The organism is Acinetobacter sp. 16 (assembly GCF_033439925.1).
GTDB lineage: Bacteria > Pseudomonadota > Gammaproteobacteria > Pseudomonadales > Moraxellaceae > Acinetobacter > Acinetobacter junii.
In genome coordinates, this window is sequence record NZ_CP137746.1 from 918,578 (window position 1) to 942,370 (window position 23,793).

The following is a 23,793-nucleotide window of genomic DNA, read 5'->3' on the forward strand; positions in this document are numbered from 1 at the left end:
AGTATGCGTTTAAGCAGTTTAAAACTTTCAGGCTTTAAATCTTTTGCCGATAGTACCACTTTACATTTTAAGGCGAACCGCACTGCGGTAGTTGGGCCGAACGGTTGCGGAAAATCGAATGTGATTGATGCGATCCGTTGGGTTATGGGCGAATCGAATGCACGTCAGTTGCGTGGCGGTAGTATGCAGGATGTTATTTTTACAGGGACATCTAAGCGTAAACCTGTCGGTGTTGCCAGTGTAGAGCTTCGTTTCGATAATACATATGGAAAATTAGGCGGCGCATACAATGCATATAATGAGCTTGCTGTTCGTCGTCAGGTCACACGTGAAGGAAAATCAGAATACTTCTTGAATGGCACACGATGCCGCCGTCGTGATATTACCGATATTTTTTTAGGAACGGGTCTAGGACCACGTTCTTATGCAGTCATTGAACAGGGTATGATCAATCGTTTGGTTGATGCTAAACCTGAAGAAATGCGAGTGTTTATTGAAGAAGCTGCTGGTGTATCTCGCTATCAAGCACGTCGTCGTGAGACTTTGCAGCATTTAGAACATACTGAGCAAAACTTAGCGCGTTTGGAAGATATAGCGGCTGAATTAAAATCACAGCTGAGAACGCTAAAACGCCAGTCCGAAGCCGCCATCCAATATAAAACTTTAGAAACTCAGATTCGTACTTTAAAAATCGAAATACTGTCTTTCCAAGCGAATCAAAGTCAGAAGTTACAACAAGAATATACTGTTGAAATGAACGAGCTTGGCGAACGCTTTAAATTAGTTCGGTCAGAGTCGCATACAATTGAGCATGATTTAGAAGTGACAAGTGCTTTATTTCAACGTTTGATTCAGCAATCGTCACCTTTGCAGCATGAATGGCAACAGGCCGAGAAAAAACTGGCTGAATTGAAAATGACTTTGGAGCAAAAGCAAAACTTATTCCAACAAAATAGTAGTAGTTTGATTCAGCTTGAACAACAAAAACTTCAAACTAAAGAACGACTACAGCTTTCTGAACTTCAGGTAGAAACTTTAACTGCACAATATGATGAGCAGAGTGAAGCCTTAGTCGAATTGGAGCAGCAAACACAATCGACCCAACATCACTTTAGTGATCTTCAGGCCCAACAAAAACAAGCACAACAACAATTTGATCAAATTAAAACCCAAGTTGATCAGCAGCAACAAAAAAAGTTGCAAATGGCGGCACAAATTGAACAGCTTGCTAAAAATGTGCAACGAATCGAACAACAAAAGCAGACTTTGCAGAACCAAAGTAATCAGATTCGTGCTCAGGTTCAGGATGATGAGCAAGCGCAACTAGAACAATTACAGCAGCAATTACAACAAGAAATCATTATTTTAGAAACCGAAATAGAGCAATTTCAACAAAATACAAAGATTTTGCAGGATCAACAACAGCAAGATAAAACCAATCTACAGAGTTTAAAAACAGAAATTCAAGTTCTATTGGCTGAACAGAAAAATTTGAATCAATTGCTGGCGAAGCAGAGTCCAAAACAAAATCAAAATGCTGTTCGATTGATGCAAAGCTTGCGCTTAACAACTCAAGGCAAATCTCATGCTGTGATCATTGAGAAATTTTTAGCTAAATGGTTACAAGCACAGTTGATCGAAAGTGGACAAACATTCCAAGAAGATGTGGCACGTCAGTTAAAATCATCCACGCAGCAAAAGATTCAAATACAACAACTGCGTCGTTTAAATGATTTTATTGAAGCTCCACAATCTTCGCTCTGGGCAAATGTTGCCGTTGCAGATGATTTAACAATAGCATTGAGTTATCAGTCTGATCTTATTCATGCACAATCAATTTTGACGCTTGATGGTTATCATGTCGGGGCTGATTGGGTGATCGCTCTGCACTATGATGAAGATAGCCAAAGTGCACAGGGCATGCTAAGCCATCAAGTGCGTTTAGAGGAAATCGAACAACAACTTGCAGAAATGCAGCCACAATTACTTGAGTTAGAAAACCAATTTTCTGTTCAACAACAAACTTTGCAGCAACAGCAACAACATTTACAGCAACAGCAACAAAGCCAAAAACAAAAGCAAAAAGAATTACAACAACTCGATGTGCAAATTGCTAAATTACAAAGTACTGCACAGGCTTTTGTATTGCAGCAACAGCAATTGGCAGATCAACTAAAACAATTGGATTTGCAGCTTGAAGAAGATGCGATGCAGAGAGATGATCTAGAAATTGATCTGCATGCTCTCGCAATTAAATTAGAAGCGGTTTTACCGAACTATAAAACTTTGCAGTTTCAGGTTGAAAGTTTAAATGAGCAGTTAGATGAGCAACAACAACAGTTGACTCAACAACAACAACAACGTGAAGTATTACGCCAGCAGACTTCACAAGCCAATCAACAGATTGAGTTGTTGGAAAAAGATATTTCTTTTTTAAAGACACAATATCGACAAATTATTGAGCAAATAGAACAGGCAAAGAAATTTGTTGATCCAATTCAACTCGAGTTACCAAACCTCGAATCACAATTCCAAGAACAGTTCCAGCAAACTGAAAAATTGCAAAAAAATTGGAATGAATGGCAGCTTGAATTGAATCAAGTACAAGAAAAGCAGCAACAACTGACAGAGCAACGCCATCAAGCCCAACAAAAAGATGAACTGGTGCGTGAACAGTTGGAACAAAAACGCTTGGCATGGCAGGCAGCTAAGTCAGATCGTGAACATTATTTAGAACAACTCAAAGAACTTAATTCCGAACCTGTATCTGATCTGTCGATTGAAATTAAAGAGCATCAGCAAAAACTGGAAAAAGCACAACAACAGTTTGAGAAAATTGGCGCAGTTAATTTAGCAGCTTCTCAAGAATACGAAGAGGTGTCACAGCGTTTTGATGAGCTTAGCCATCAGATGCAAGATTTGCAAAATACTGTTGACCAACTAAAAGATGCAATGAAAAGCATTGATCAAGAAACACGAAAGCTATTTATGACCACTTTTGATCAGGTCAACCAAGAGCTACAAGTATTGTTCCCTAAAGTTTTTAACGGTGGTGAAGCTACTTTGAGTCTTGAGGATGACTGGCAGTCAGGTGTCAAATTAATGGCTCGTCCACCAGGCAAACGTAATAGCTCGCTCGCATTGCTGTCAGGTGGAGAAAAAGCACTCACTGCTTTAGCTTTGGTGTTTGCGATCTTTAGATTGAATCCAGCGCCTTTCTGCGTTCTAGATGAAGTAGATGCGCCATTGGATGATGCGAATGTACAACGGTATTGTAATTTGGTAAAAGAGCTTTCTGAACAGGTACAATTCATTTACATTACACATAATAAATTGGCGATGACAATGGCAACTGATTTATTGGGAGTGACCATGCCAGAGCCAGGTACATCAAAATTAGTGACTGTCGATTTAGAACAGGCAAAAGAATACGGGTTAGTTGCGGAGTCCTAATATGGAAATGAATACAATAATAGGCATTGTTATTGCCGTTGTGATTATGCTCGTTGGTTTGATAATGATTTTAAGAAAACCAAAACCAGTTGAGCCTTCACTAGAAGCAGATTTGCACATTAATCCTGAAAGTAATCAGCCTGTGATTCCACGTCATGTGAGAGATCAGATTCTGAAGGTGGAAACTCCTGAGCTAGCTGTTGAACGTGTTGAGCCTAGTTTTAAAACCAATCCAATCGAAGCTGCTCCCGTTATTGCTTCTCAACCAGTCACTGTAGTTGAAAAAGCATCTGAACCTGAAAAAGTTCAAGAGATTGCTGAATCAGTTGAAGTTAAAACATCTGTAGCAACTGAAGCTGAACTTTCCACTCCAACTCAGACAGAGGGGGAGGCTTTAGAGGATCAAGTAAATCCTTCCGATAAACTTGATGAAGTGAAAGTTGAGCCTGAACTCACGTTAAACCCAAGTATTGAGACTGTTGAGATTGCTGAGTTTGATGGTGAAAGTAATATTTTAGATGTCCATTTGCATGAGCAACAACGTTACGATGATGAAAGTGCGTTAGCAACTGCTGAAGAAATTATTGCCTTAAATGTCTATCCAAACCCGCGCCGTGCACTTTCTGGTGACAAAGCATTAAAAGTATTACTTAAATACGGTTTGCGTTTTGGCGAAATGTCATGTTTCCATCGCTATGAAAATACTGATGAACCAAGTGCTTTGATGTTTTCAGTATTGCGCATTACAGATAATGGTCCAGCAGGTTTTGACTTGGAGACATTATCAGGTGAACAAGTACAGGGCTTGGCTTTCTTCCTTGCTTTACCAAACAGCAAAGCGGTTACTGGCTACGATATGATGACCAGTATTGCAGGATTAATAGCACGTGAAATTGATGGTAAAGTTTATGATGAGAATAACCTCGAGTTTTCTCCGCAGTTGAAAGAGCATTGGCGTCATCATGTGATTGACTATCGACCAAGTCAAACAACTGTTTAAAATCAAATTTTTGTAATAAATGCAATGAAAGACATAGGGCGGTTTTCCGCCCTTTTATATGGTGAAATTTAAATGGAACAAAACTCAGTTATTGAGCAAATGCGTCAATTGATTCAATTGATCGCTAAACATAATCATGCTTACTACGTGATGGATCAACCTACGATCACCGACAGTGAATATGACCATTTATTTCATCAACTTAAAGCATTAGAACAACAGTATCCAGAGTTTATGCAAGCTGATACACCCACGAATAAAGTCGGTGGACAAGCATTATCAAAATTTGAAAGTGTGACTCATGTGGTGCCGATGCTGTCATTAGGTAATGTTTTCAATCAGGATGATTTATTTGCCTTTGCACGTCGTATTGATGAGCGCCTACCGAATCAAAAGGTTCAATACGAGGTTGAACTTAAACTCGATGGTTTAGCGATTTCGCTTTGGTATGAAAATGGTGTGTTGGTTCGAGGCGTAACTCGTGGTGATGGAGAAACAGGCGAGGACATTACTCAAAATGTCAAAACCATCCGTAATTTACCTAAGATTTTATCTTCTCAGCACCAAGCTATTCCACAACTCTTAGAGGTGCGTGGAGAAGTATTGATGCCAAAATCAGGTTTTGAAAAACTCAATGCAGATCAGGAGGCTAAAGGTGAAAAGACCTTTGCTAATCCACGAAATGCTGCTGCGGGGAGTTTAAGACAGCTTGACCCCAATATCGCAGCATCGCGTCCATTGGCTTTTTATGCTTATGGTATTGCTCAATGCGAGCCTCATCATGGCTTAACGACAATGCATGACAGTTTGCACTGGTTGACCAAATTTGGCTTTGAGATCGCAGAGCGTCAATATCTTTGTGAGTCTATTGAAGAAGTTCAACAACGCTATGAGCAAATTCAGCTTGAACGTCCGAATCTCAAAGTTGAAATTGATGGGATGGTGGTCAAAGTCGATGACCTTAAACAGCAGCAACAACTGGGCTTTTTAAGTCGAGAGCCACGTTGGGCGACAGCCTATAAATTCCCAGCGCAAGCGGCTTTGACCAAGGTTGAAAATATTGACTGGCAAGTTGGGCGTACTGGCACGCTAACACCTGTTGCTCGTTTAGCTCCTGTCTTTGTTGGCGGTGTGACTGTCTCGAATGTAACTTTACATAATATTGGTGAAATTCATCGTTTAGATGTACGTGTTGGCGATACCGTCAGCGTGTATCGCACGGGTGATGTGATTCCAAAAGTTGAAAAGGTATGGGCTGAATTTAGACCTGCCGATGCTGAGCTTGTTTATTTACCAACGAATTGTCCAGTATGTGATTCTCCTGTCGTCATGCCAGAAGGTGAGGCCTTAGCTCGTTGTTCTGGTGGTTTATATTGTGCAGCACAGCGTATTGAGGCGATTCGTCACTTTGTTTCACGCAAGGCTATGGATATTGAGGGCTTAGGTGATCGTTGGGTAGAGTCATTATTACATCTAGATCTACTCAGAGATGTAGCCGATATCTATCACTTACATGAACATCGAGAAAAATTACTCAGCATTGAAAAAATGGGTGAAAAGTCAGTTCAAAACCTTATTGATGCAATTGATGCAAGTAAGAAAACCACATTGGCACGCTTCATTTATGCTTTAGGTATTCGTGGTGTAGGTGAAACTACGGCACGTATGCTCGCCAATACTTTCCAGACCTTCGATGCTTTGAAAGCTGCAGATATTGATGCTTTGAAGAAAACACCTGATGTAGGTGATATTACGGCAGAATGGATTGTGGATTTTTTCCAAGCCGAGCATAACTTAGAGGTCTTGGAGCGTTTACTTGCTGCAGGGATTCATTGGGATGCACCAACTGCACCAACTCGCCAGCCTTTGAATGGTGAAAGTTGGGTTGTGACTGGCACATTGGAAAGTATGGGGCGTGATGAAGCAACCCAGCGGCTTCAAGCTTTAGGTGCGCGTGTGAGTGGTAGTGTTTCAAGTAAAACCAAATGTGTCGTTGCTGGTGAGAAAGCAGGCAGCAAACTTGATAAGGCACAAAAGTTAGACATTCGTGTAATGAACGAGCAAGAGTTTTTGGATTTCTTGGCGCAGTACGGAGGGGTTGAATGAGTATTAAAGCATTGAAAGCCCATCTTGTCACAAAACCTGAAAAACAATTGCTTCAAGAGATTGTTAAACTATATCAACAGTTTTCAGTGGTTAGAGATTTTTATGATTCACAGATAAGTACAGAGGGGGCAAATGACGTACTTTCTAAATATAAAAAAATAATTCGGGATGAATTTTTGCCCAAACATGGATTTGGTGATGCAAGGTTATCTGTTGCACGAAAAGCGGTTATGGACTTTAAAAAGCTTAATGGATTAAATATACATCTAGTTGATCTTGCAATCTATTATGTTGAAACTGGAGTAAAATTTACCAACATGTATGGCGATATTAATGAGCCATTTTATAATAGTATGGAGTCAATGTTTGCTCAGGCAATGAAATGGATGAAGCAGCTCAATGTGGAAAGTCAATTTCAACAAAGAGCAGCAAAGATTTGTCACGATACAGATGGCATTGGCTGGGGATTTGATGATGGACTATGTGAAATTTATAGTGATTATTTTGATGATTAGTTCTAAAAAAATGGAAACAAGCCTATTGAACTGAATGTAGTTGAATAGGCTTTTATTATCATGCACGTTTTTTTACAATGCCATCATCAAGTAATTGTTGGAAATGTTCGCAAACACTTTCTCGAATGTCTCTATATTCGATACCCAATTCATTTACGCTACGTTGAGCATTAAAATAAATTGGATATCCCATATTGAGTTTTACGAATTGACGAGAGTGCCCAAATATTGGTGCGACCAATGAGAATGCTGCTTTAGGTACAGTAAAGTGTGGAAAAGGATATTTATAACCAAATTTTTGTGTAAGTGCTTTGCCCATCTCTAGCAAGCTTAATGTGCCACCACAAATGATATAACGACCATGTGCTTGTGGATTTAATGCCGCAGCGACATGGGCATCGGCAACATCACGGACATCCACGATTCCATTCCACATTGGTGGGACACCAAATAAGGTTGTGCCATTACCAAACTGTTGTAATACTTCAATACTGCCTGATTGACTCGCATCAGTGAGTGATGGACCCATAACAAGAGCAGGATTGATACAAACAAGGCTCCAGCGATCCTGTTGTTCCGCCATTTCCCATGCTTTACGTTCGGCAGCCACTTTTGAATATGGATATGGTTGGTGAGTTTCACTGCTGCTATTATTCCAGTGGCTCTCATCAAATTCATTATGAGCAGTATTTTGAATCTCAATTGCATCACCGTAGGTTGATGCAATACTTGAGGTCACAACAACTCGTTTTACTGAATCAGTGCGGTTTACACTGTCTAGTACATTCTCAGTCCCTTTCACAGCAGGTTCAATAATGTCTTTAACGGCATCTTTGTAATTGGTCACTACGAAAGGGGACGCAGTGTGAATGACAACCTCACAGCCTTTCATAGCTTCATCAAATGAATGTGCTTCAAGTAAGTCTGCTTTAAAAAAATGAATTTCACCTGATGATTTTTCAGCGAGGTCATAGAGATGTTGAATCTTATCTTTTTTTGAGGGGTCTCGAACGGTTGCGTGAATTTTATAACCTTGATTGAGTAAGCGTTCTATAATCCAGCCTGCAATATAACCCGTCGCACCCGTGACTAGAATTGCTTTACTTTTATCCATTTTTTTTCCTAATGATTTTTGTGATTGAAGTTGTTTAACGAATTTTGCTCAAACAAACAACAGCTGACCAGTCATTTTTAATGTTTTTTTGATCAATTCCGCTTTCAAATAAGAAGTATTGTTAATCGTTACAAAAATCAAATAATACAAAATGATGTAACTTTACCGCTTCGAATGGGGCAATAAATCCGCAAGAGCTTATTTTATCTAAACAAATTATGCGAATTAGAACTGTAAATGCGTATGTTTCTCATTTTAATTTTATAAAAATCATAAACTTACACAATTAATTTTTTGCAAATGTCTTATAAGTTGCTCATAATACTTGTATTCGAAAGGAGTAAGTATTATGCGTGGCAATCCAGAAGTCATCGACTATTTAAATATGCTCATTGGCGGTGAGTTGGCTGCTCGTGATCAATATTTAATTCATTCAAGAATGTATGAAGATTGGGGCTTGAGCAAAATTTATGAACGCATTGATCATGAAATGCAAGAAGAAGCCTCACATGCAGATGCCATTATTCGCCGTGTTCTGTTTTTAGGTGCACAACCAAACATGAACCGTGAAGACATTAATGTGGGTACTGATGTGGTAAGTTGTTTAAAAGCCGATTTAGCACTTGAATATCATGTACGTGAAAAATTGGCGACAGGAATTAAACTCTGCGAAGAAAAAGGCGATTTTATTAGCCGTGATATGTTGCGTCAGCAGCTTTCTGACACAGAAGAAGATCATACTTATTGGTTAGAAAAGCAACTACGTTTGATCGAATTGATTGGTTTACAGAATTATATTCAATCGCAAATCTAAGATTTGTGAATTAAAAAAACTCAGCATATGCTGAGTTTTTTGATTTGCTATTCTATTTTTTCTGTAAGTTTTTTAAATCCTTCAACACTTGATCGGCATGTGTCTGTGTATTCACACTCGTATAATGATACATGACGGCACCTTGAGGATTAATTAAAAAACTCTCTCGCTTAGCAATTTTGGTAATACCTAGATTTCGAACAATGCCAAATTTTCCAGCAAGGTCGCCTTTATCATCAGCCAAAATTGGGAAAGGAAGTCCGAGTTTTTTTGAGAATTTCTGATGTGACGCGACATCGTCCAAGCTCACACCGAGTACCACAGCATTAGATTTTAAAAACTGAGGATAGAGCGATTTAAATTGATTGGCTTCTTGGGTACAACCAGCTGTATCGTCTTTTGGATAAAAATAAAGCACAATCCATTTGCCTTTGTATTGGCTTAACGTATGCCATTTCCCACTTTGATCTTGCAGTTTGAAATCTGGTGCAGACTGTCCAACCCATTCTTTTTGAGCGGTATTTTGTTTAGAGAAAATAGAGGTTTGAGCAAAGCTTGAACTCGCTGATCCGAGCAACATAAGTGTGCTACAAACGATAAGAACTTTGGACTTTATCGTATTCATCATTTTGATCTCAAAGTGTGATAGATACTTAATTTAGCAAATTTAAAAATTTGATGCGTGAGTAAATTCTTTTCAGGGCTTTTGATTGTTTTATATCGTTGAATTTAAATAAGGTAAAAGGAAAATAGAATGGACGTAGGTGCAGTGTTAATTAAATTAAAGCAAGACACGCTGGCAAATGTCGATGCTTGGAAAATAGAAATTGAACAACGAAAAGATGAAGCTATTCAGACCTTACAACCCGAGGGTGTAACAATAGAATCTTGGTTTCATTTAGAATTGGATGGGAATAATTATTTAATTGCATATATACGGTCGCATGACATTGGTCATGCTCAGCAAGTTGCACGAAATAGTTCTTTTGAAATTGATAAAGTTCATAAGCAGTTCAAACAAAATTGGGAACGGATAATTCCTGCGACATTATTGGTTGATTTGGAAAATTATGATTAGAAAAACAGGTTATAATTTTTAAAGTTTGCATATCTGGGTCATAAGGTGAAGCAAAAGATTTTACTCATCACTGGCTGGGGTGGTGGTGCCGAATTATTAAAACCTTTACATGATGCTTTAGAACAAAAGGGGTATCTCGTTGAGCGGATGAATATTTTTAATGCTCTCGATAATGAAGTTTTGCAACAGCATGTCCAACTTGCAGTGAAATTTGATGTCATTGTGGGATGGTCGTTGGGGGGGCAACTGGCAACACTATTAGTCAACCAAATTCAACTGCAATATGATGAACAGAAGCTGTTAATCACTCTAGCATCGAATCCATGTTTTGTTGCTCAAACTAATTGGACGACAGCCATGCCAGTTGAAACTTTTATTCAGTTTAAACAGTCATTCGAACAGGATGCCATTACCACGCTAAAACGGTTTGGTTTATTGGTGTGTCAGGGTGCAAGTTCTGCAAAGAAAGATTTCGTAGCTATGCAGAAATTGATTCGTCCACAAGCTATTGCATTGCTTAGGGATGGGTTGCAGTTGTTGGGGCAATTAAATTTGGTTGGTTTGTATGAAAATTATCAAGGCAGACAGTTGCATGTATTTGCTGAGCATGATGCTTTGGTTCCTTACCAAGTTGTTCAAAATATCCAGAATTTAGCTGCAAAAAATCTATCTGTTGTTTCTATTGATGATGCTTCTCATGGTTTTCCATGTTTTATGGTGGAGCAGACTATGCAAGTAATTGAAGATTTTATTTACTCAACGTTCAATCTTGCTTGAAATGAAAGTTCTCGCAATATATTTTAGATTTTGACAAGTTTAAGATGTTTGCAAATTCTTTTATAAGAGTTTTCCCACAAATTGATACTCGATAGCGTCATCCACAACCTGCGTGGTGATAGTAAAAGTGATGAATATGGATGAGTTGATACTCTTGGATGGACACCAGAAGTGAACAGGTTTTGTGGATGACAAATGGTTTTGCCTACTTTTCCCGAAAGAAAAGTAGGTCCAGCCGAAGGCTAATACCAGAATAAATGAGCACAAGGCAGCTCTCCCCTAAAAGCAATATTTATCTAACCAATGAGGAAGTATGGATGACCGATTTATTTGATTTAGAACATATATGGCATCCATATACCTCGATGTTAAATCCACTGCCAACTTTTAAAGTGAAACGTGCTTATAGTGCAACCATCGAACTAGAGGATGGTCGAACTCTGGTTGATGGCATGTCGTCATGGTGGTGTGCGATTCACGGTTATAACCACCCTGAACTCAATAAAGCCATTACTGATCAATTGCAAAACATGGCGCATATCATGTTTGGTGGTTTGACGCATGAACCTGCAATTGAATTGGGTAAACTCTTATTAAAAATTACGCCTCCGAGTTTAGATAAAATTTTCTATGCTGACTCAGGTTCAGTTTCAGTTGAAGTGGCTTTAAAAATGGCAGTGCAATATTGGGCTGCGTTGAATCAACCTGAGAAAACCAATTTTATTACTACACGTTCTGGCTATCATGGTGATACTTGGAATGCGATGTCTGTGTGTGATCCTGTTACGGGAATGCATCAGATTTTTGGCTCAAGTTTACCGAATCGAATCTTTGTACCCGCGCCTCAAAGTCGCTTTGATGGTGTGTGGAATCCACAAGATATTCAAGAGCTCAAACACCAGATCGAACTGCATCATCACAGTATTGCTGCACTCATTATTGAGCCAATTGTGCAAGGTGCGGGAGGGATGCGTTTTTATCATCCTGAGTATTTGCGCCAAGCCAAAGAATTATGTCAGCAATACAATTTGTTGTTGATCTTTGATGAGATCGCAACAGGTTTTGGGCGTACAGGCAAAATGTTTGCTTGGGAGCATGCACAAGTTGAACCAGATATCATGTGTATCGGTAAAGGTTTGACTGGAGGCTATATGACATTATCTGCAACATTAACGACTAAACAAGTTGCTGAAACCATTAGTCGTGGCGAAGCGGGCGTGTTCATGCATGGTCCAACTTTTATGGCAAATCCTTTAGCTTGTGCTGTTGCTCTAAGAAGTACTCAATTATTAGTTGAACAAGATTGGCAGAGCAATATTCAACGTATTGAAAAGATCCTTGTTGAGCAATTAAGTGATTTAGCAGAACTTGATCATGTAGCAGATGTACGTGTATTAGGTGCGATTGGAGTGGTTGAATTAACCTCTAGTGTTGACATGAAAAGCTTACAGCAGCAGTTTGTTGAACATGGTATTTGGGTGCGACCATTTGGAAAATTGGTCTACGTGATGCCGCCGTATGTGATCACCGATGATGAGCTAAATTACTTATTAGTACAGATGAGTGAAGTGGTAAAAAATATGCAAGGAGCAAATGCCAATGTCCTTGCTTGATCATTATGCCGAGCAGCTTGACCAGTTCAAACAGCAAGGTAATTTCCGCCAATTTACTGCAAATCAACAGCAGGGAAAATGGATCACCATTCAAGATCGAACCATGTTGAATCTGGCATCCAATGATTATTTAGGCTTGGCCGCTGACTTAAATTTAAGAGAAGAATTTCTTGATACGCTGAAAATTGAACGAGCGCTCTTTAGTTCTTCTTCTTCGCGTTTATTGACTGGTAATTTTGCAGAGTACGAGCAATTTGAAAATAGCCTAAGCAAAGCTTTTGGTCGTGCTGCCTTACTTTTCAATAGTGGCTATCACATGAATATCGGTATTTTGCCTGCATTAGCTGATACTAAAACCGTGATTTTGGCGGATAAATTGGTTCATGCCAGTATGATTGATGGTATTCGTCTATCGAATGCTCAATATGTGCGTTATCGTCATAATGATTTGCAGCATTTGGAACAGTTATTGCAAAAGTATCATCAAGATGAACAAGTTGAACGCATTATTGTGGTGACTGAAAGTATTTTTAGTATGGATGGTGATGAAACGGATTTAGCGGCACTGGCGCAGTTAAAGCAACGTTTTTCCAAAGCCATGTTGTATGTTGATGAAGCTCACGCCATAGGTGTGAGAGGTGGGCAAGGACTAGGTTGTGCTGAGCAATATGGTGTATTGCATCAGATTGATTTCCTTGTTGGGACTTTTGGCAAAGCGATTGCTTCAATTGGCGGTTATATTATTTGTGATCCTATCATCCGTGATTATCTGATTAATAAAATGCGTCCCTTGATTTTCAGCACAGCATTACCACCAATCTCGATGGCATGGTCTGATTTTATCTTTAATAAAGTATTAAATATGCAGCAGCAGCGTCAGCACTTGGCTGAGATCAGTCATTTTTTACAGCAGGCGGTGATTGCAAAAGGTTTTTTAAGTCCATCAAGTAGCCATATTATTCCAATTATTGTCGGCGAAAGTAATGCAGCGATTGAAAAAGCACGTTATGTTCAGCAACAAGGTTTTTACGCCATGCCTGTGCGACCGCCAACAGTACCGCAAAATAGTTCACGTTTACGTATCTCATTAACGTCTATGGTTCAAAAAGCTGAATTAGAAAAATTGGTGGAATGTTTGTGAGTGTTGATAAAGCTTTAGTCGCTCAACGTTTTGCCAAAGCAGGGCAAAGTTACGTTGAGCATGCTGTAGTGCAAAAGCAGATCAGTGCACAGTTATTTGAATATCTGAAATCATATTGTCCAAAGACTTTTGATTCTGTACTTGAGATCGGTTGTGGGTCGGGTAATTTAACGCATTTATTTCAGACTCATTTTCAGTTTGATCAATTATTTTTAAATGATCTTTATGAGGATGTAGATCAGCATTTTTCAACGATTCAAAATATAGCTTGGTTGATCGGAGATATTGAGCAGCTTGAATTACCATCAGAATTGGATGCGGTGATTTCGAGTTCAGCTTTGCAATGGATGACTGATCTACCTGCGTTATTACAACGAATTCATGATGCTTTAAAAACGAAAGGCTATTTGGGTTTCTCTACATTTGGTGAAAACAATTTAATCGAAATCAAAAAGCTGACTGGGCAAGGTTTAAATTATTGTTCTAGTGAAGTGTTGAAACAGAAACTTGAAGAAAATGGCTTTGAGATTGTGTTTATACAAGAAGAACAAAAAAATCTATATTTTGATGATCCTAAATTAGTGCTGCATCATCTAAAAGCGACGGGGGTGACTGCAACAGCAAAGTCACATCGTTGGACCAAGCAATCTTTACAGCAGTTTTATTCTGATTATCAACAGTTTCATGATGAGCAAGGTTTTCGCCTAACTTATCATCCGATTTACGTGATTGCGCGGAGAAAAGCATGAGTGCAGCAATTTATTTTGTCAGTGGTATTGATACAGAAATTGGGAAAACTTATGCCACAGGTTATCTTGCCAAACTTTGGACCGAACAAGGGCAGCGTGTTATCACCCAGAAGTTGGTACAAACTGGCAATGTCGATGTGTCTGAAGACATTGAAAAACATCGTGAAATTATGGGGAGTGGTTGGTTTCAGGAAGATCATGAAAAATTGACTATGCCTGAAATTTTTACTTATCCAGCTTCGCCACATTTAGCCACGCGTTTGGATGGGCGTGATTTAGATTTTGCCAAGATCGAAGCTGCAACTAAAGAGCTTGCTCAGCGTTTTGATGTGGTGCTATTAGAAGGTGCTGGTGGATTGATGGTGCCTTTAACCACAGAGTTGTTGACCATTGATTATATTGCTCAACATCAATTTCCTGTGATTTTAGTGACTTCAGGACGTTTGGGCAGTATCAATCATACTTTATTGAGTTTAGAGGCATTAAAGCAGCGTGATTTGAATTTGCATGCTTTGGTATATAACTTAAAAGATGAATCGAAAGATCCACTTATTTCTAAAGATACAGCGGATTATTTAAAAGCTTATTTGGCAAAGCATTTTCCTGATGCTCAATGGATTGATTTGGAAAAGTTTAATTAACTTAAATTTTAATGAGAATCAAAATAGTTGCTCTTAACGGAGTCTCGCCGAGTTCAATCTAAAGTTAGGGATAAACTTGCAGTTCGCCCTACTTTGGTTTCGCCCAAAGTAGGCAAAGGCATTGTCATCCACAAAACCTGTTCTCTTTCTGTTCTTGTTTTTATTATTTCGCAGAAACAATATATTGCAAAATTCACGCAGGTTGTGGATGACATTTCCGAGTATCATATTTCATGTGAGATTTTTGATTGTAAAAAGTAAGGTTTAAAATGAACAAGAAAAATAAATTAGTTCTATCCATTTTATTTGGATTTTTGATTCCAGTCTCAGCATCCTATGCTGCTGTACCAACAGATAAAACTATCATTAATTGGATTACTAATTTACAAGATTCAAATGCGAATCCTCAGCAAGCCATTCAGATTGATCATACGGAAAAATTAAAATTAATTTCAGGCGAAGAAGCTTATTTGTCTGCTGTTAGTTTTGAAAATGCAGGGCGTAACTTTTGGGCAGGTTATGTGCTGACCCGTCCAAAGCTCAAACAAGCAAAAATTTTAAAAGAGTTTGGTGGTCAATCGAATACATTTAAAGTTCATCCAACGATGTATAAAGGTAAATCGATCGAACTGGTTGAAATCGAAAGTGCTGGTTCGGGGCAAGGAACTGTTGAAGCTACTAAAAGTTTAGTTTATTTGAGCCAATGGAATGCCAAGTTGATTACTGAAGTGCAAGAGTCTTCTAATGCTGGTCGCTATGACGAAAAACTTAATGCAGAAGATTGTCGTACTGGATCAGATAATACGGGTTATTTAAACGTGATGCCGTATTCGCCTTATGTGATTCGAACGACAGTAACCGGAGATGCATGTAATAACAAACCACAAGGCTATAAGGTGAGCAGTAAACTGATTCCAATTGTGATTAATGAAATAAAATAAAAAAAGCTAACAAGCGAACTTGTTAGCGCAGGAGTAAAATTGTAGTTATCTGATTAATTTTTTGTTTTTATTATTTAGTTATTACTCACGATTCCTATTTTAGTGACTTTGCTTTGCTGAGCGAGTGCCATCACCATAGCAATATTTTTATATTCAGCTTGAGGATCAGGTTTAAACTTGATCTGATCCTGATCAGCTTTTTGCGCAACAGATTCAAACAAAACCTTCAATGCTTGGCGATCAGCAACAGCTTGATCGTTCCAGAAAATACGACCTTGTGCATCTACTCTTAAGTTGATGGTTTCAGGTGGTTTCTGATCGGTTGGTGGCGGTGGTGCGCCATTAGGTAAATTGATATTAATGGCATTGTTTGGGATTGGAATTGTGATGATGAACATAATCAATAACACCAGCATGACATCAATTAAAGGTGTCATGTTGACATCGAGCATCACATCATCTTCGCCACTTTTTGGTCCGACATTCATACCCATGACTAACTCCTTATCGTCTGACTAAGGTGAACTAGGTGGAGTAGTGACAAATGCGATTTTGCCAATACCCGCTTGTTGGGTGGTGCTAATTACCTGATCAATTGCAGCGTAGTGTGTCAATTGATCACCACGAATATGAACTTCAGGTTGCGGGCGCTTTTGTGCCTCAACTTGTAAACGCGCAAGTAAAGTTTCTTTATTTGCAACGTATTGTTCATTCCAAAAAATATCGCCAGTTTTGTTGACTGAAAGTTGAATATTTTGAGGGGTTGTGGCGTAAGGTGTGTTCTTTTCTTCAGGTAACTTTACAGGAACTGTATGTGTGACCACTGGAACAGTGATTAAAAAGATAATCAAAAGCACCAGCATGATGTCCACAAGCGGAGTGGTGTTGATGGTGCCGATCACATCATCATCACTTTGATCTGAATTTATCATCATGCCCATAATCGTATTCCTTATTTAGAATCACGATTGACAGGATTGTTGCGTAATTCGCCACTGAGTAAAACTGCATGTAAGTCAGAGCCAAATGAACGGACATTGTCCATGACAGCTTTATTGCGACGAGTCAGCCAGTTATAACCAAGTACTGCAGGTACAGCGACAGCTAAGCCAATTGCGGTCATGATTAATGCTTCACCCACAGGCCCAGCAACTTTATCAATAGATGCTTGTCCTGAAATGCCGATCGCAGTCAATGCGTGATAAATTCCCCAAACTGTTCCAAATAAGCCAACGAAAGGTGCAGTTGAACCCACTGTTGCAAGGAATGCCAAGCCGTTACCTAAATGGCTTTGTACTTTATCAATAGCACGTTGAATCGAAATCGTTACCCATGTGTTGAAATCAATGCGTTCTAATAAGGTGCCATCATGATGTTTGGTTGAGTGAATACCTTTTTCAGCGATGTAGCGATACGTGCTGCTAGGGTCTAAGCTTTCTTTTGCGCTATTTAATGTATCTGCTTCCCAAAAGTTACGTTCAGCTTCAGTACCATGGCGTTTGATTTTGCTTTGTTGAAATAGTTTTGAAAGGATGATGTACCACGTACCAATTGACATTAAAACAAGGATGAATAAGGTTGTTTTTGCAACGAGATCACCCTCACGCCATAAAGCTTCTAAGCCATAAGGGTTATGCACTTTTTCTTCAGTCGCAGGAAGAGGTGGTGGTGTTGGTGATGATTGTGTTGTTGCATCAGTCGCGACCGTAGTTATAGCTGTGGGTTGCGTGGTTTCTTCAGCCCAAACAGAACTAATTGGAAGCAGGGTGCTGGTTGAGATAAGACCAATCGCAGCAAATCGAGAGATTTTTTTTACAGTTTTATTCATTTTAAATTCTCCAAAAATTGTTTAATTCACTTCTATATTCATTAAGAAATCTTGAATGTGTATTCGATTTCATACCAATCTTGTTGAGGTACACCGTCTTTCATCGCTGGTGTGAAGCTACATAAGCTATAAGCTTTGGTCGCGGCTTTATCTAACTCACGTACACCACTCGATTTTTTGACTTTTGCATCGATTACTTTGCCCGAGCTATCCACAAGTAAACGCATACGCACAGTACCTTCTTCACCAGCCATTTCCTGTTCACGTGGATAACCAGGCTCTTTACAACCTGCTTCACCTTCGGAAACGCCTCGTGAAATTCCAGCTGGTTTTGCAGGTGCTGGGGGAGCAGCAGCTGCAACTGGAGCAGCAACAGGGCTAGGAATTGGAGAAGCCGCTGTGACAGGTGCAGGTGTTGCCACTGAAGTTTTGGTTGGTTGTGTAGGTGTTGGTTTTGCAATAGGCGTTACTTTCTCCACCTGCTTAGGCGGATCAGGCATTTTTGCCACTTTCTCAACCATTTTAGGTAGTTCAGGTGGTTTTTCCTCAGGTTTGGGTGGAGGAGGAGGTGGTGGCGGTTCAATATCTTGAATAATCTGAAGTTCTACAGGCTTCTCGACTGGTTTAGTAAAATCAGTGGTTAAACTTGTTACTAAAATATAGGCGATCACAAGATGTAAAAATAAAACTAGACCAAGTCCGACGAGACGTTTGGCAGATTGATTTTCACTTTCAGCAAAGGGTATGCCCATAATTGCTCCTGAAAATGTAATCGCTGAGTTATATAAAAGTATTTAGGCTAGATTGAAAATCTTGATAGCAATTTTTATCTTATATAGACATCAGGATTACGTTGAACCACTACAAGACAAAAAGGAACATCTTGCAGTGGTTAGAGTTTTAGAATTTATAAGTGCCTCTGAGGAAATATGCACGTCCCGTTACGTCGCTATAGCGAGGGTCATAACCATATTGGAAGTTATCGAGCACATTCGAAGCAGAAGGTTCAGCATCAAATAGATTTTTGATACCAGCAGTCAATTCTAGATTTTTAAAGCCTTTATACGTTCCTGAAACGTTGTACAGGGTATAGTCACTTACGCGGTGATTATCATATTTCTCATCACCAATTTGGTTTTGATCTTTATAGCCACGGTAGAACTCTTGCTCGAAGACCATTTTCCAGTTTTCGTAGCTCCAGTTAAGATTGGCAACATGTTTCCAACGTAAGATTGCTGGATCATCGTATTTACCAACATAACCTTCCCATGCACCACCTTTCTCTTCTTGACGGTCGTATTTGATAACATATGTGCCATCAATGCCGAAGCCAAAACGCCCAGTAGAAGTCATCGGTGAAAGATAATTTAGCGCTAAATCAATACCTTCAGTTTTAACTCCACCCATATTTGTTAGTGCGCTGTTGATATATTCCAATCGACCATCAGCCCCTCGAATGAAGCGATCTGCATATTTTTCAGGATCACCGAAAATCATTGCTTCACCGATGCTGTTAATTAGCCCATCAATTTTGATGTTGTAATAATCAGCAGAGAACACTAAATTTTTGATCGGTTCTACAACAAAACCTGCTGTAATTGAGGTTGATTCTTCAGGTTGTAAGTCTTTTGTACCACCTTGTGTACGATAGAATTGGGTATTACATTCAGTTTGGTATTCTGGTGATATAGCTTTACCATTTGGACATAGCACAGGGTCATCGTAGCGAGCACCCGTATAAGTTTTACTTTGAGGGGCATTGATGTCATATAAGCTTGGCGCTCGGAAACCAGTACTGTATGAGGTACGGAACATTAATTGTTTAATTGGTTCCCAGCGGAAAGCGATTTTAGGATTAAATGTATCACCAAAATCACTATAGTCATCATAACGAGCAGCGAGTTGTGCCTCTAAGGTTTTGGTAATTGGAACATGTAACTCTGCAAAAGCTGCGGTGATATCTCTCTTACCTTTACTTTCAGGTTTACTAGGATCAATACCGCTACCAGGAACTTGGCTTACAATTTCTGAGTTCACATTGGCTTTCCAGTCCTGTTTACTAAAACTACCTCCCAAAGCAAAGCCTACGTCACCAGCAGGTAACGTGTAAATTGGACGACTAATAGTAAAGTCAAATGTGGTGGCTGTGAGCGTACCAGTGTTAGTATCGCCTTTTACTTCAAAAGACTTCCAAAGCTCTTGATTTTCACTAGGGCCAAAAGGATTAATGGTTCCATTGTTTAAAGCATCTTGGAGTTTACTTTTGTTTAAATACCCTCCAGCAAAACCGTCTGTCGCTTCGCTACGTGCATAAGATAAACCTGTATTGATATCCCAACCGTAAGCTTCACCCTCTAAAGAGATTAACGCCCGATGTGATTCATTCACTGGATTCGATATACGGTTTCCAGCTTGTGATCTTAAATAGAGTTCTAGGGGTTCACCACTTAAACCAGCGACAGCAGGAGTTATGCCATTACCAGGATAGTATGGGCTTGTAGAAGGAAGAGTAACGGAGCGGCTGTAAACATCAGGTGCGATTGATGTAGTCACTTCATTTCGTGAGTAAACATATTCAGCGATGGCATTGAAATTATCATTTAATTTGAACGTACCTCGTCCTAAAGCAGATATTGTTTCTGTTTTGGGCACAATTCCGATCAATGCTTGTGTGTTGAGATAGCAGAGCCCACCATCAGCGATAGTATTAGGTGCATTATTACAGTTTAGATCGCCATAAGGATTACCAAGAGCTCCTGTAACGGGATCACGAAAATTTGCTGGGAAACCATTTGCAGAAGTTCCATCAATACCAAGTTCCGGTATTAAACCACCGCGTCGGCTAATTTTACGGTCTTTCGCCATAATGTCATTTGAACGACGATAGTCAATAACCCCCATAAGATTAAAGCCTTGTTCATCAAGATCACCATAACCCCCGAAAATTGAAATGTCTTGTTTATCACCACCACTTTGTTCTGGTTGAATAAAGCCAGCACTAATATTTAAACCTTCAAAAGACTTCTTGGTGATAAAGTTGATTACCCCAGCAATTGCATCCGCACCATAAATTGCCGAAGCACCATCACGTAAAATCTCAATACGATCAACCATTGCCATTGGAATAATATTTAGGTTTGTGGTTGAGGTGCTAAATGGACTGTATGCTAAACGTCGACCATTTAATAAGATTAATGTTTTATCCGTACCTAATGCTCGAAGATTCGCAGAAGAACCCTCAGTATTACTTGCACCTACATTTTGAGCTGTAGAAAACCCTGCTTGATTGGCACTAACCTTGGTTAAAGCTTCTTCGACTGTTGTAACACCTTGCTTTACAAGGTCATCTGCTCTAATCACCGTGATCGGAGATGCACTCTGTGCAGCAACGCCTTTAATCGATGATCCTGTAACGGCAACTTTGACGACTTTGGCGGGTTTATCCTCCGTGGTCGACTCATTTTCAGCTGCATGGGTCATTGTTAAACACAACATACTGAGACTCAGGGTACTGAGTTTGAGTACGGTTTTGCTCGCTTTTGGCATAGCATTTGATTGAACGAAATTAGTTTTTTTCATTAAATTTATAACCCCTAGTGGATTGTCACTCTTAAAGACTGAACAAGAGCGTTTTAGCAAGACATGTGCCAAATACATTTTTTGGATCAGGTTTAATCTAGAGTAAATTGTGTAAAAGCGTTTTAGTTTTATTGAATAAGCTTTTCATATTTTTACTATTTATTAAAAAATTATGAATTTATAAAAATATTTTTTATTGGCATTTTTTTACAGTTTTCTAGGTTTTATACATGGTATTAAAATGAAACATGCTAATTTATATGTGCATTTATTTGGTGCATTTTAATTTTATATATTTTAAAACATGTATTTATAGTCTCTTATTTTAATTGTTAAGAATATTATGAAAAAATGAGATTTTGCATAAAGTTACTTTTAATTAGGATGAATAAATATTGATTGGAGGGGTGAATAGACGGGAGTCTAATTTTTCTATTTTAAATTTGTTTGAAAAGTGGCATGAAATTAGCACTGTAATTTTGGGTCTTGATGTCGGTTTTACATCTGAATTATTTTTATGATTGGTAAAAATATCACAAACCATTCATTTTTGTGAACAAGATCATTGGATTAAGTCAGGCAGGTGAGATCGATGTGTGGTTGAATGCTATTCGAAAGTCTAGTATTTATTAAAAAACGATAATGTGAGCATTGAATTGAAGTCTAAATTTTTTACGGTCGCTTTGTTCTCAACCGTTATTGTATTTGCTCCTTTGGGAAACGCTAAAACTCCAGCGCAAGCGGATAAGGTGCTTCGAATCGCATTTGAAGCACCTGACGATGGTTTTGATATGGTCAAAACTTTTAATTTTTATAGCGGTAATGTAGCCGATGTTATTTTTGAGAGATTGCTGCAATACGATTATCTAGCTAATCCTGTCAAGTTGGTTCCAGCTACGGCACAAAGCATGCCCGTGATCAAAGAAAATGGGAAAGTTTATATATTTAAAATAAAACCAGGTATTTATTTTACTGCTGATCCAGCATTTAAAGGTCAGCGTAGAGAGTTAATTGCAGAAAACTATGTGTATTCGGTCAAACGTATTTTAGATCCTAAAAATCATTCTTCTTCATATGCATTTATCGACCAGAAAATTGTGGGTGCAAATGCTTTAGTTGAGCAAGCGAAACAAACAGGTCGCTTCAATTATGATGCCAAGATTGAGGGGGTAAAAGCCTTAGATCGATACACACTTCAATTTACCTTGACTCAACCTGATTATAACTTCCCCTATATTCTAGCTTATAGTACGTTTGGTGCTACTGCTCGTGAAGTAGTTGATTATTATAAAGATCGATTGGGAATGCATCCCGTAGGTACAGGACCTTACATGCTGAGTAAGTATGTGCCCCGCAGTAAAATAGAACTAGTAGCTAACCCAGATTATCGAGGTTTTGTTTGGAATTTTAAATCGACAGGAACTGCTTGGGATAACCAGTTAGTTAAAGAAATGACAGGCAAAAAAATGCCTCAAATTGGTAAAGTAAATATCAGTATTATTGAAGAAGAGCAGTCACGTTGGCTGGCTTTTCAATCAAAACAACTCGATTTCGATAAGCTCACCTCGAGTTCCATTCCTAAAGTTTTAGACCAAAATAATCAACTTAAGCCTGCGATGCGACAAAAGGGGATTCGACTTTATCCTAACAAGGAGGCTGAGATCACCTATACCATGCTGAATATGCGTGATCCAATCATAGGTGGGAACAATTTGGACAAAATTGCATTAAGACGCGCAATTGCGATGTCATTTAATGTTGATGAATATATTCGGATATTAAGAAAAGGACAGGCTGTTAAAGCTGAAATGTTGGTACCCGCGGGGGTAAATGGGCACAATCCAAAATATCGAAGTAGTATTGGCTATAACCCGAGTTTGGCTAATAAACTGTTAGATCATTTTGGTTATAAAAAAGGTGCTGATGGTTATCGAAATCTGCCAAATGGCAAAGCACTTGTTCTAAAAATAAATACTGAAAGTGGCTCATCCTCAGTGATGTATTCGGAGTTGTGGAAAAAGAATTTAGATGCGATCGGCATTCGCGCAGATTTCAGAGTAAGTAACTTCGCGGATAACTTAAAAGCAGCGACGCAATGTGAATATATGATTTGGGGTGGAGCTTGGCATGCAGACTATCCTGAAGGAGAAAATTTCACGCAACTATTATATGGACCGAATGTAGGCAGAGGTAATCAGTCGTGCTATAGCTCTTCAGCCTATGATGGTTTGTATAAACAAGCGATGCAACAGCCTCCAGAAAAGCGCATGCCATATTACGAAAAAATGAGTCGTCAAATTGAAGCTGACAATCCTCTAATTTTACAAGATACCCGTATTCGAAATTGGGTGATCCAATCCCACGTTCAAGGTTTTAAAGCCCATCCAATTATGAACAGTAACTGGCAATATTTAGATATTGCTTCACCACGACAAAAATAAGTG

Annotated in this window: 20 protein-coding genes; 13 read left to right on the forward strand and 7 right to left on the reverse strand. The window is 39.0% G+C overall.

The genetic code is table 11. The features are described 5' to 3' along the window. Positions 1-3 precede the first annotated feature (3 nt). From smc to R2H34_RS04495, 4 genes are all read left to right on the forward strand, one after another. A complete protein-coding gene (gene smc / locus R2H34_RS04480; RefSeq protein WP_042891401.1) occupies positions 4-3,453 on the forward strand; it encodes a chromosome segregation protein SMC in 3,450 nt (1,149 codons plus the stop codon). 1 nt (position 3,454) lies between these two features. Continuing rightward, positions 3,455-4,453 carry a cell division protein ZipA C-terminal FtsZ-binding domain-containing protein gene (locus R2H34_RS04485; RefSeq protein ID WP_087539836.1) on the forward strand — a complete coding sequence of 333 codons (999 nt, stop codon included), beginning with the start codon at positions 3,455-3,457 and terminating at the stop codon, positions 4,451-4,453. 72 nt (positions 4,454-4,525) lie between these two features. Then, positions 4,526-6,559, forward strand: coding sequence for an NAD-dependent DNA ligase LigA (ligA, locus tag R2H34_RS04490; protein WP_087539837.1), 2,034 nt, complete (start codon positions 4,526-4,528; stop codon positions 6,557-6,559). Next, complete coding sequence (locus tag R2H34_RS04495; RefSeq protein ID WP_005403124.1) at positions 6,556-7,074, forward strand: DUF6155 family protein; 519 nt, start codon at positions 6,556-6,558, stop codon at positions 7,072-7,074. Before ligA ends, R2H34_RS04495 begins: the two co-directional genes overlap by 4 nt. A gap of 58 nt (positions 7,075-7,132) precedes the next feature. Here R2H34_RS04495 and R2H34_RS04500 read toward each other — a convergent pair whose 3' ends face one another. Continuing rightward, positions 7,133-8,188: an SDR family oxidoreductase gene (locus tag R2H34_RS04500; protein ID WP_087539839.1), complete on the reverse strand. Its 1,056-nt coding sequence runs from the start codon at positions 8,186-8,188 to the stop codon at positions 7,133-7,135. A gap of 349 nt (positions 8,189-8,537) precedes the next feature. Here R2H34_RS04500 and bfr point away from each other — a divergent pair, with 349 nt between their 5' ends. After that, complete coding sequence (bfr, locus tag R2H34_RS04505) at positions 8,538-9,002, forward strand: heteropolymeric bacterioferritin subunit Ftn (RefSeq protein WP_004952576.1); 465 nt, start codon at positions 8,538-8,540, stop codon at positions 9,000-9,002. Positions 9,003-9,054: 52 nt separating this feature from the next. On the opposite strand, the gene R2H34_RS04510 is transcribed toward bfr, so the two are convergent. Continuing rightward, positions 9,055-9,630: a peroxiredoxin gene (locus R2H34_RS04510; protein ID WP_004952578.1), complete on the reverse strand. Its 576-nt coding sequence runs from the start codon at positions 9,628-9,630 to the stop codon at positions 9,055-9,057. Between the two features lie 126 nt (positions 9,631-9,756). On the opposite strand from R2H34_RS04510, the gene R2H34_RS04515 reads away from it, so the two are divergent. From R2H34_RS04515 to R2H34_RS04545, 7 genes are all read left to right on the forward strand, one after another. Next, positions 9,757-10,080: a DUF6176 family protein gene (locus R2H34_RS04515; protein WP_087539841.1), complete on the forward strand. Its 324-nt coding sequence runs from the start codon at positions 9,757-9,759 to the stop codon at positions 10,078-10,080. A gap of 33 nt (positions 10,081-10,113) precedes the next feature. Next, positions 10,114-10,857, forward strand: a complete 744-nt coding sequence (locus R2H34_RS04520) for a hydrolase (protein WP_087539842.1) — start codon at positions 10,114-10,116, stop codon at positions 10,855-10,857. A 317-nt stretch (positions 10,858-11,174) separates the two neighbouring features. Further along, on the forward strand, positions 11,175-12,470 hold the full coding sequence (bioA, locus tag R2H34_RS04525; protein WP_042891408.1) for an adenosylmethionine--8-amino-7-oxononanoate transaminase: 1,296 nt from the start codon (positions 11,175-11,177) through the stop codon (positions 12,468-12,470). Continuing rightward, positions 12,457-13,611, forward strand: coding sequence for an 8-amino-7-oxononanoate synthase (locus R2H34_RS04530; protein ID WP_042891409.1), 1,155 nt, complete (start codon positions 12,457-12,459; stop codon positions 13,609-13,611). Before bioA ends, R2H34_RS04530 begins: the two co-directional genes overlap by 14 nt. After that, entirely contained in the window at positions 13,602-14,360 is a 759-nt protein-coding gene (gene bioC, locus R2H34_RS04535) for a malonyl-ACP O-methyltransferase BioC (RefSeq protein WP_039047446.1), read from the forward strand. Before R2H34_RS04530 ends, bioC begins: the two co-directional genes overlap by 10 nt. Then, complete coding sequence (gene bioD / locus R2H34_RS04540; RefSeq protein WP_042891410.1) at positions 14,357-15,001, forward strand: dethiobiotin synthase; 645 nt, start codon at positions 14,357-14,359, stop codon at positions 14,999-15,001. The genes bioC and bioD overlap by 4 nt, the downstream gene beginning before the upstream one ends. A 269-nt stretch (positions 15,002-15,270) precedes the next feature. Further along, the gene (locus R2H34_RS04545) at positions 15,271-15,942 is read left to right on the forward strand and encodes a hypothetical protein (RefSeq protein ID WP_042891412.1); all 672 of its coding nucleotides are present in this window, start codon (positions 15,271-15,273) and stop codon (positions 15,940-15,942) included. 74 nt (positions 15,943-16,016) lie between these two features. Here the strand turns inward: R2H34_RS04545 and R2H34_RS04550 are convergent, their stop codons facing one another. The 5 genes from R2H34_RS04550 to R2H34_RS04570 form a co-directional block, all read right to left on the reverse strand. Further along, positions 16,017-16,436, reverse strand: coding sequence for an ExbD/TolR family protein (locus R2H34_RS04550; RefSeq protein ID WP_005403115.1), 420 nt, complete (start codon positions 16,434-16,436; stop codon positions 16,017-16,019). Positions 16,437-16,457: 21 nt separating this feature from the next. Next, positions 16,458-16,883 (reverse strand): ExbD/TolR family protein, encoded by a 426-nt coding sequence (locus R2H34_RS04555; RefSeq protein WP_004914066.1) that lies wholly within the window; start codon positions 16,881-16,883, stop codon positions 16,458-16,460. 11 nt (positions 16,884-16,894) lie between these two features. Next, the gene (locus R2H34_RS04560) at positions 16,895-17,770 is read right to left on the reverse strand and encodes a MotA/TolQ/ExbB proton channel family protein (RefSeq protein WP_039047449.1); all 876 of its coding nucleotides are present in this window, start codon (positions 17,768-17,770) and stop codon (positions 16,895-16,897) included. 41 nt (positions 17,771-17,811) lie between these two features. Next, positions 17,812-18,522, reverse strand: a complete 711-nt coding sequence (locus R2H34_RS04565; protein WP_042891413.1) for an energy transducer TonB — start codon at positions 18,520-18,522, stop codon at positions 17,812-17,814. Between the two features lie 148 nt (positions 18,523-18,670). Further along, complete coding sequence (locus R2H34_RS04570) at positions 18,671-21,349, reverse strand: TonB-dependent receptor (RefSeq protein ID WP_042891414.1); 2,679 nt, start codon at positions 21,347-21,349, stop codon at positions 18,671-18,673. Between the two features lie 656 nt (positions 21,350-22,005). Here R2H34_RS04570 and R2H34_RS04575 point away from each other — a divergent pair. Then, complete coding sequence (locus R2H34_RS04575) at positions 22,006-23,790, forward strand: ABC transporter substrate-binding protein (protein ID WP_318342458.1); 1,785 nt, start codon at positions 22,006-22,008, stop codon at positions 23,788-23,790. Positions 23,791-23,793 lie beyond the last annotated feature (3 nt).

What these genes read in the sequence shown, in the direction of transcription:
- smc (WP_042891401.1), top strand. Translation starts at nt 4, where the DNA reads ATGCGTTTAAGCAGTTTAAAACTTTCAGGCTTTAAATCTTTTGCCGAT.
- R2H34_RS04485 (WP_087539836.1), top strand. Translation starts at nt 3,455, where the DNA reads ATGGAAATGAATACAATAATAGGCATTGTTATTGCCGTTGTGATTATG.
- ligA (WP_087539837.1), top strand. Translation starts at nt 4,526, where the DNA reads ATGGAACAAAACTCAGTTATTGAGCAAATGCGTCAATTGATTCAATTG.
- R2H34_RS04495 (WP_005403124.1), top strand. Translation starts at nt 6,556, where the DNA reads ATGAGTATTAAAGCATTGAAAGCCCATCTTGTCACAAAACCTGAAAAA.
- R2H34_RS04500 (WP_087539839.1), bottom strand. Translation starts at nt 8,188, where the DNA reads ATGGATAAAAGTAAAGCAATTCTAGTCACGGGTGCGACGGGTTATATT.
- bfr (WP_004952576.1), top strand. Translation starts at nt 8,538, where the DNA reads ATGCGTGGCAATCCAGAAGTCATCGACTATTTAAATATGCTCATTGGC.
- R2H34_RS04510 (WP_004952578.1), bottom strand. Translation starts at nt 9,630, where the DNA reads ATGATGAATACGATAAAGTCCAAAGTTCTTATCGTTTGTAGCACACTT.
- R2H34_RS04515 (WP_087539841.1), top strand. Translation starts at nt 9,757, where the DNA reads ATGGACGTAGGTGCAGTGTTAATTAAATTAAAGCAAGACACGCTGGCA.
- bioA (WP_042891408.1), top strand. Translation starts at nt 11,175, where the DNA reads ATGACCGATTTATTTGATTTAGAACATATATGGCATCCATATACCTCG.
- R2H34_RS04530 (WP_042891409.1), top strand. Translation starts at nt 12,457, where the DNA reads ATGTCCTTGCTTGATCATTATGCCGAGCAGCTTGACCAGTTCAAACAG.
- bioC (WP_039047446.1), top strand. Translation starts at nt 13,602, where the DNA reads ATGTTTGTGAGTGTTGATAAAGCTTTAGTCGCTCAACGTTTTGCCAAA.
- bioD (WP_042891410.1), top strand. Translation starts at nt 14,357, where the DNA reads ATGAGTGCAGCAATTTATTTTGTCAGTGGTATTGATACAGAAATTGGG.
- R2H34_RS04545 (WP_042891412.1), top strand. Translation starts at nt 15,271, where the DNA reads ATGAACAAGAAAAATAAATTAGTTCTATCCATTTTATTTGGATTTTTG.
- R2H34_RS04550 (WP_005403115.1), bottom strand. Translation starts at nt 16,436, where the DNA reads ATGGGTATGAATGTCGGACCAAAAAGTGGCGAAGATGATGTGATGCTC.
- R2H34_RS04555 (WP_004914066.1), bottom strand. Translation starts at nt 16,883, where the DNA reads ATGGGCATGATGATAAATTCAGATCAAAGTGATGATGATGTGATCGGC.
- R2H34_RS04560 (WP_039047449.1), bottom strand. Translation starts at nt 17,770, where the DNA reads ATGAATAAAACTGTAAAAAAAATCTCTCGATTTGCTGCGATTGGTCTT.
- R2H34_RS04565 (WP_042891413.1), bottom strand. Translation starts at nt 18,522, where the DNA reads ATGGGCATACCCTTTGCTGAAAGTGAAAATCAATCTGCCAAACGTCTC.
- R2H34_RS04570 (WP_042891414.1), bottom strand. Translation starts at nt 21,349, where the DNA reads ATGAAAAAAACTAATTTCGTTCAATCAAATGCTATGCCAAAAGCGAGC.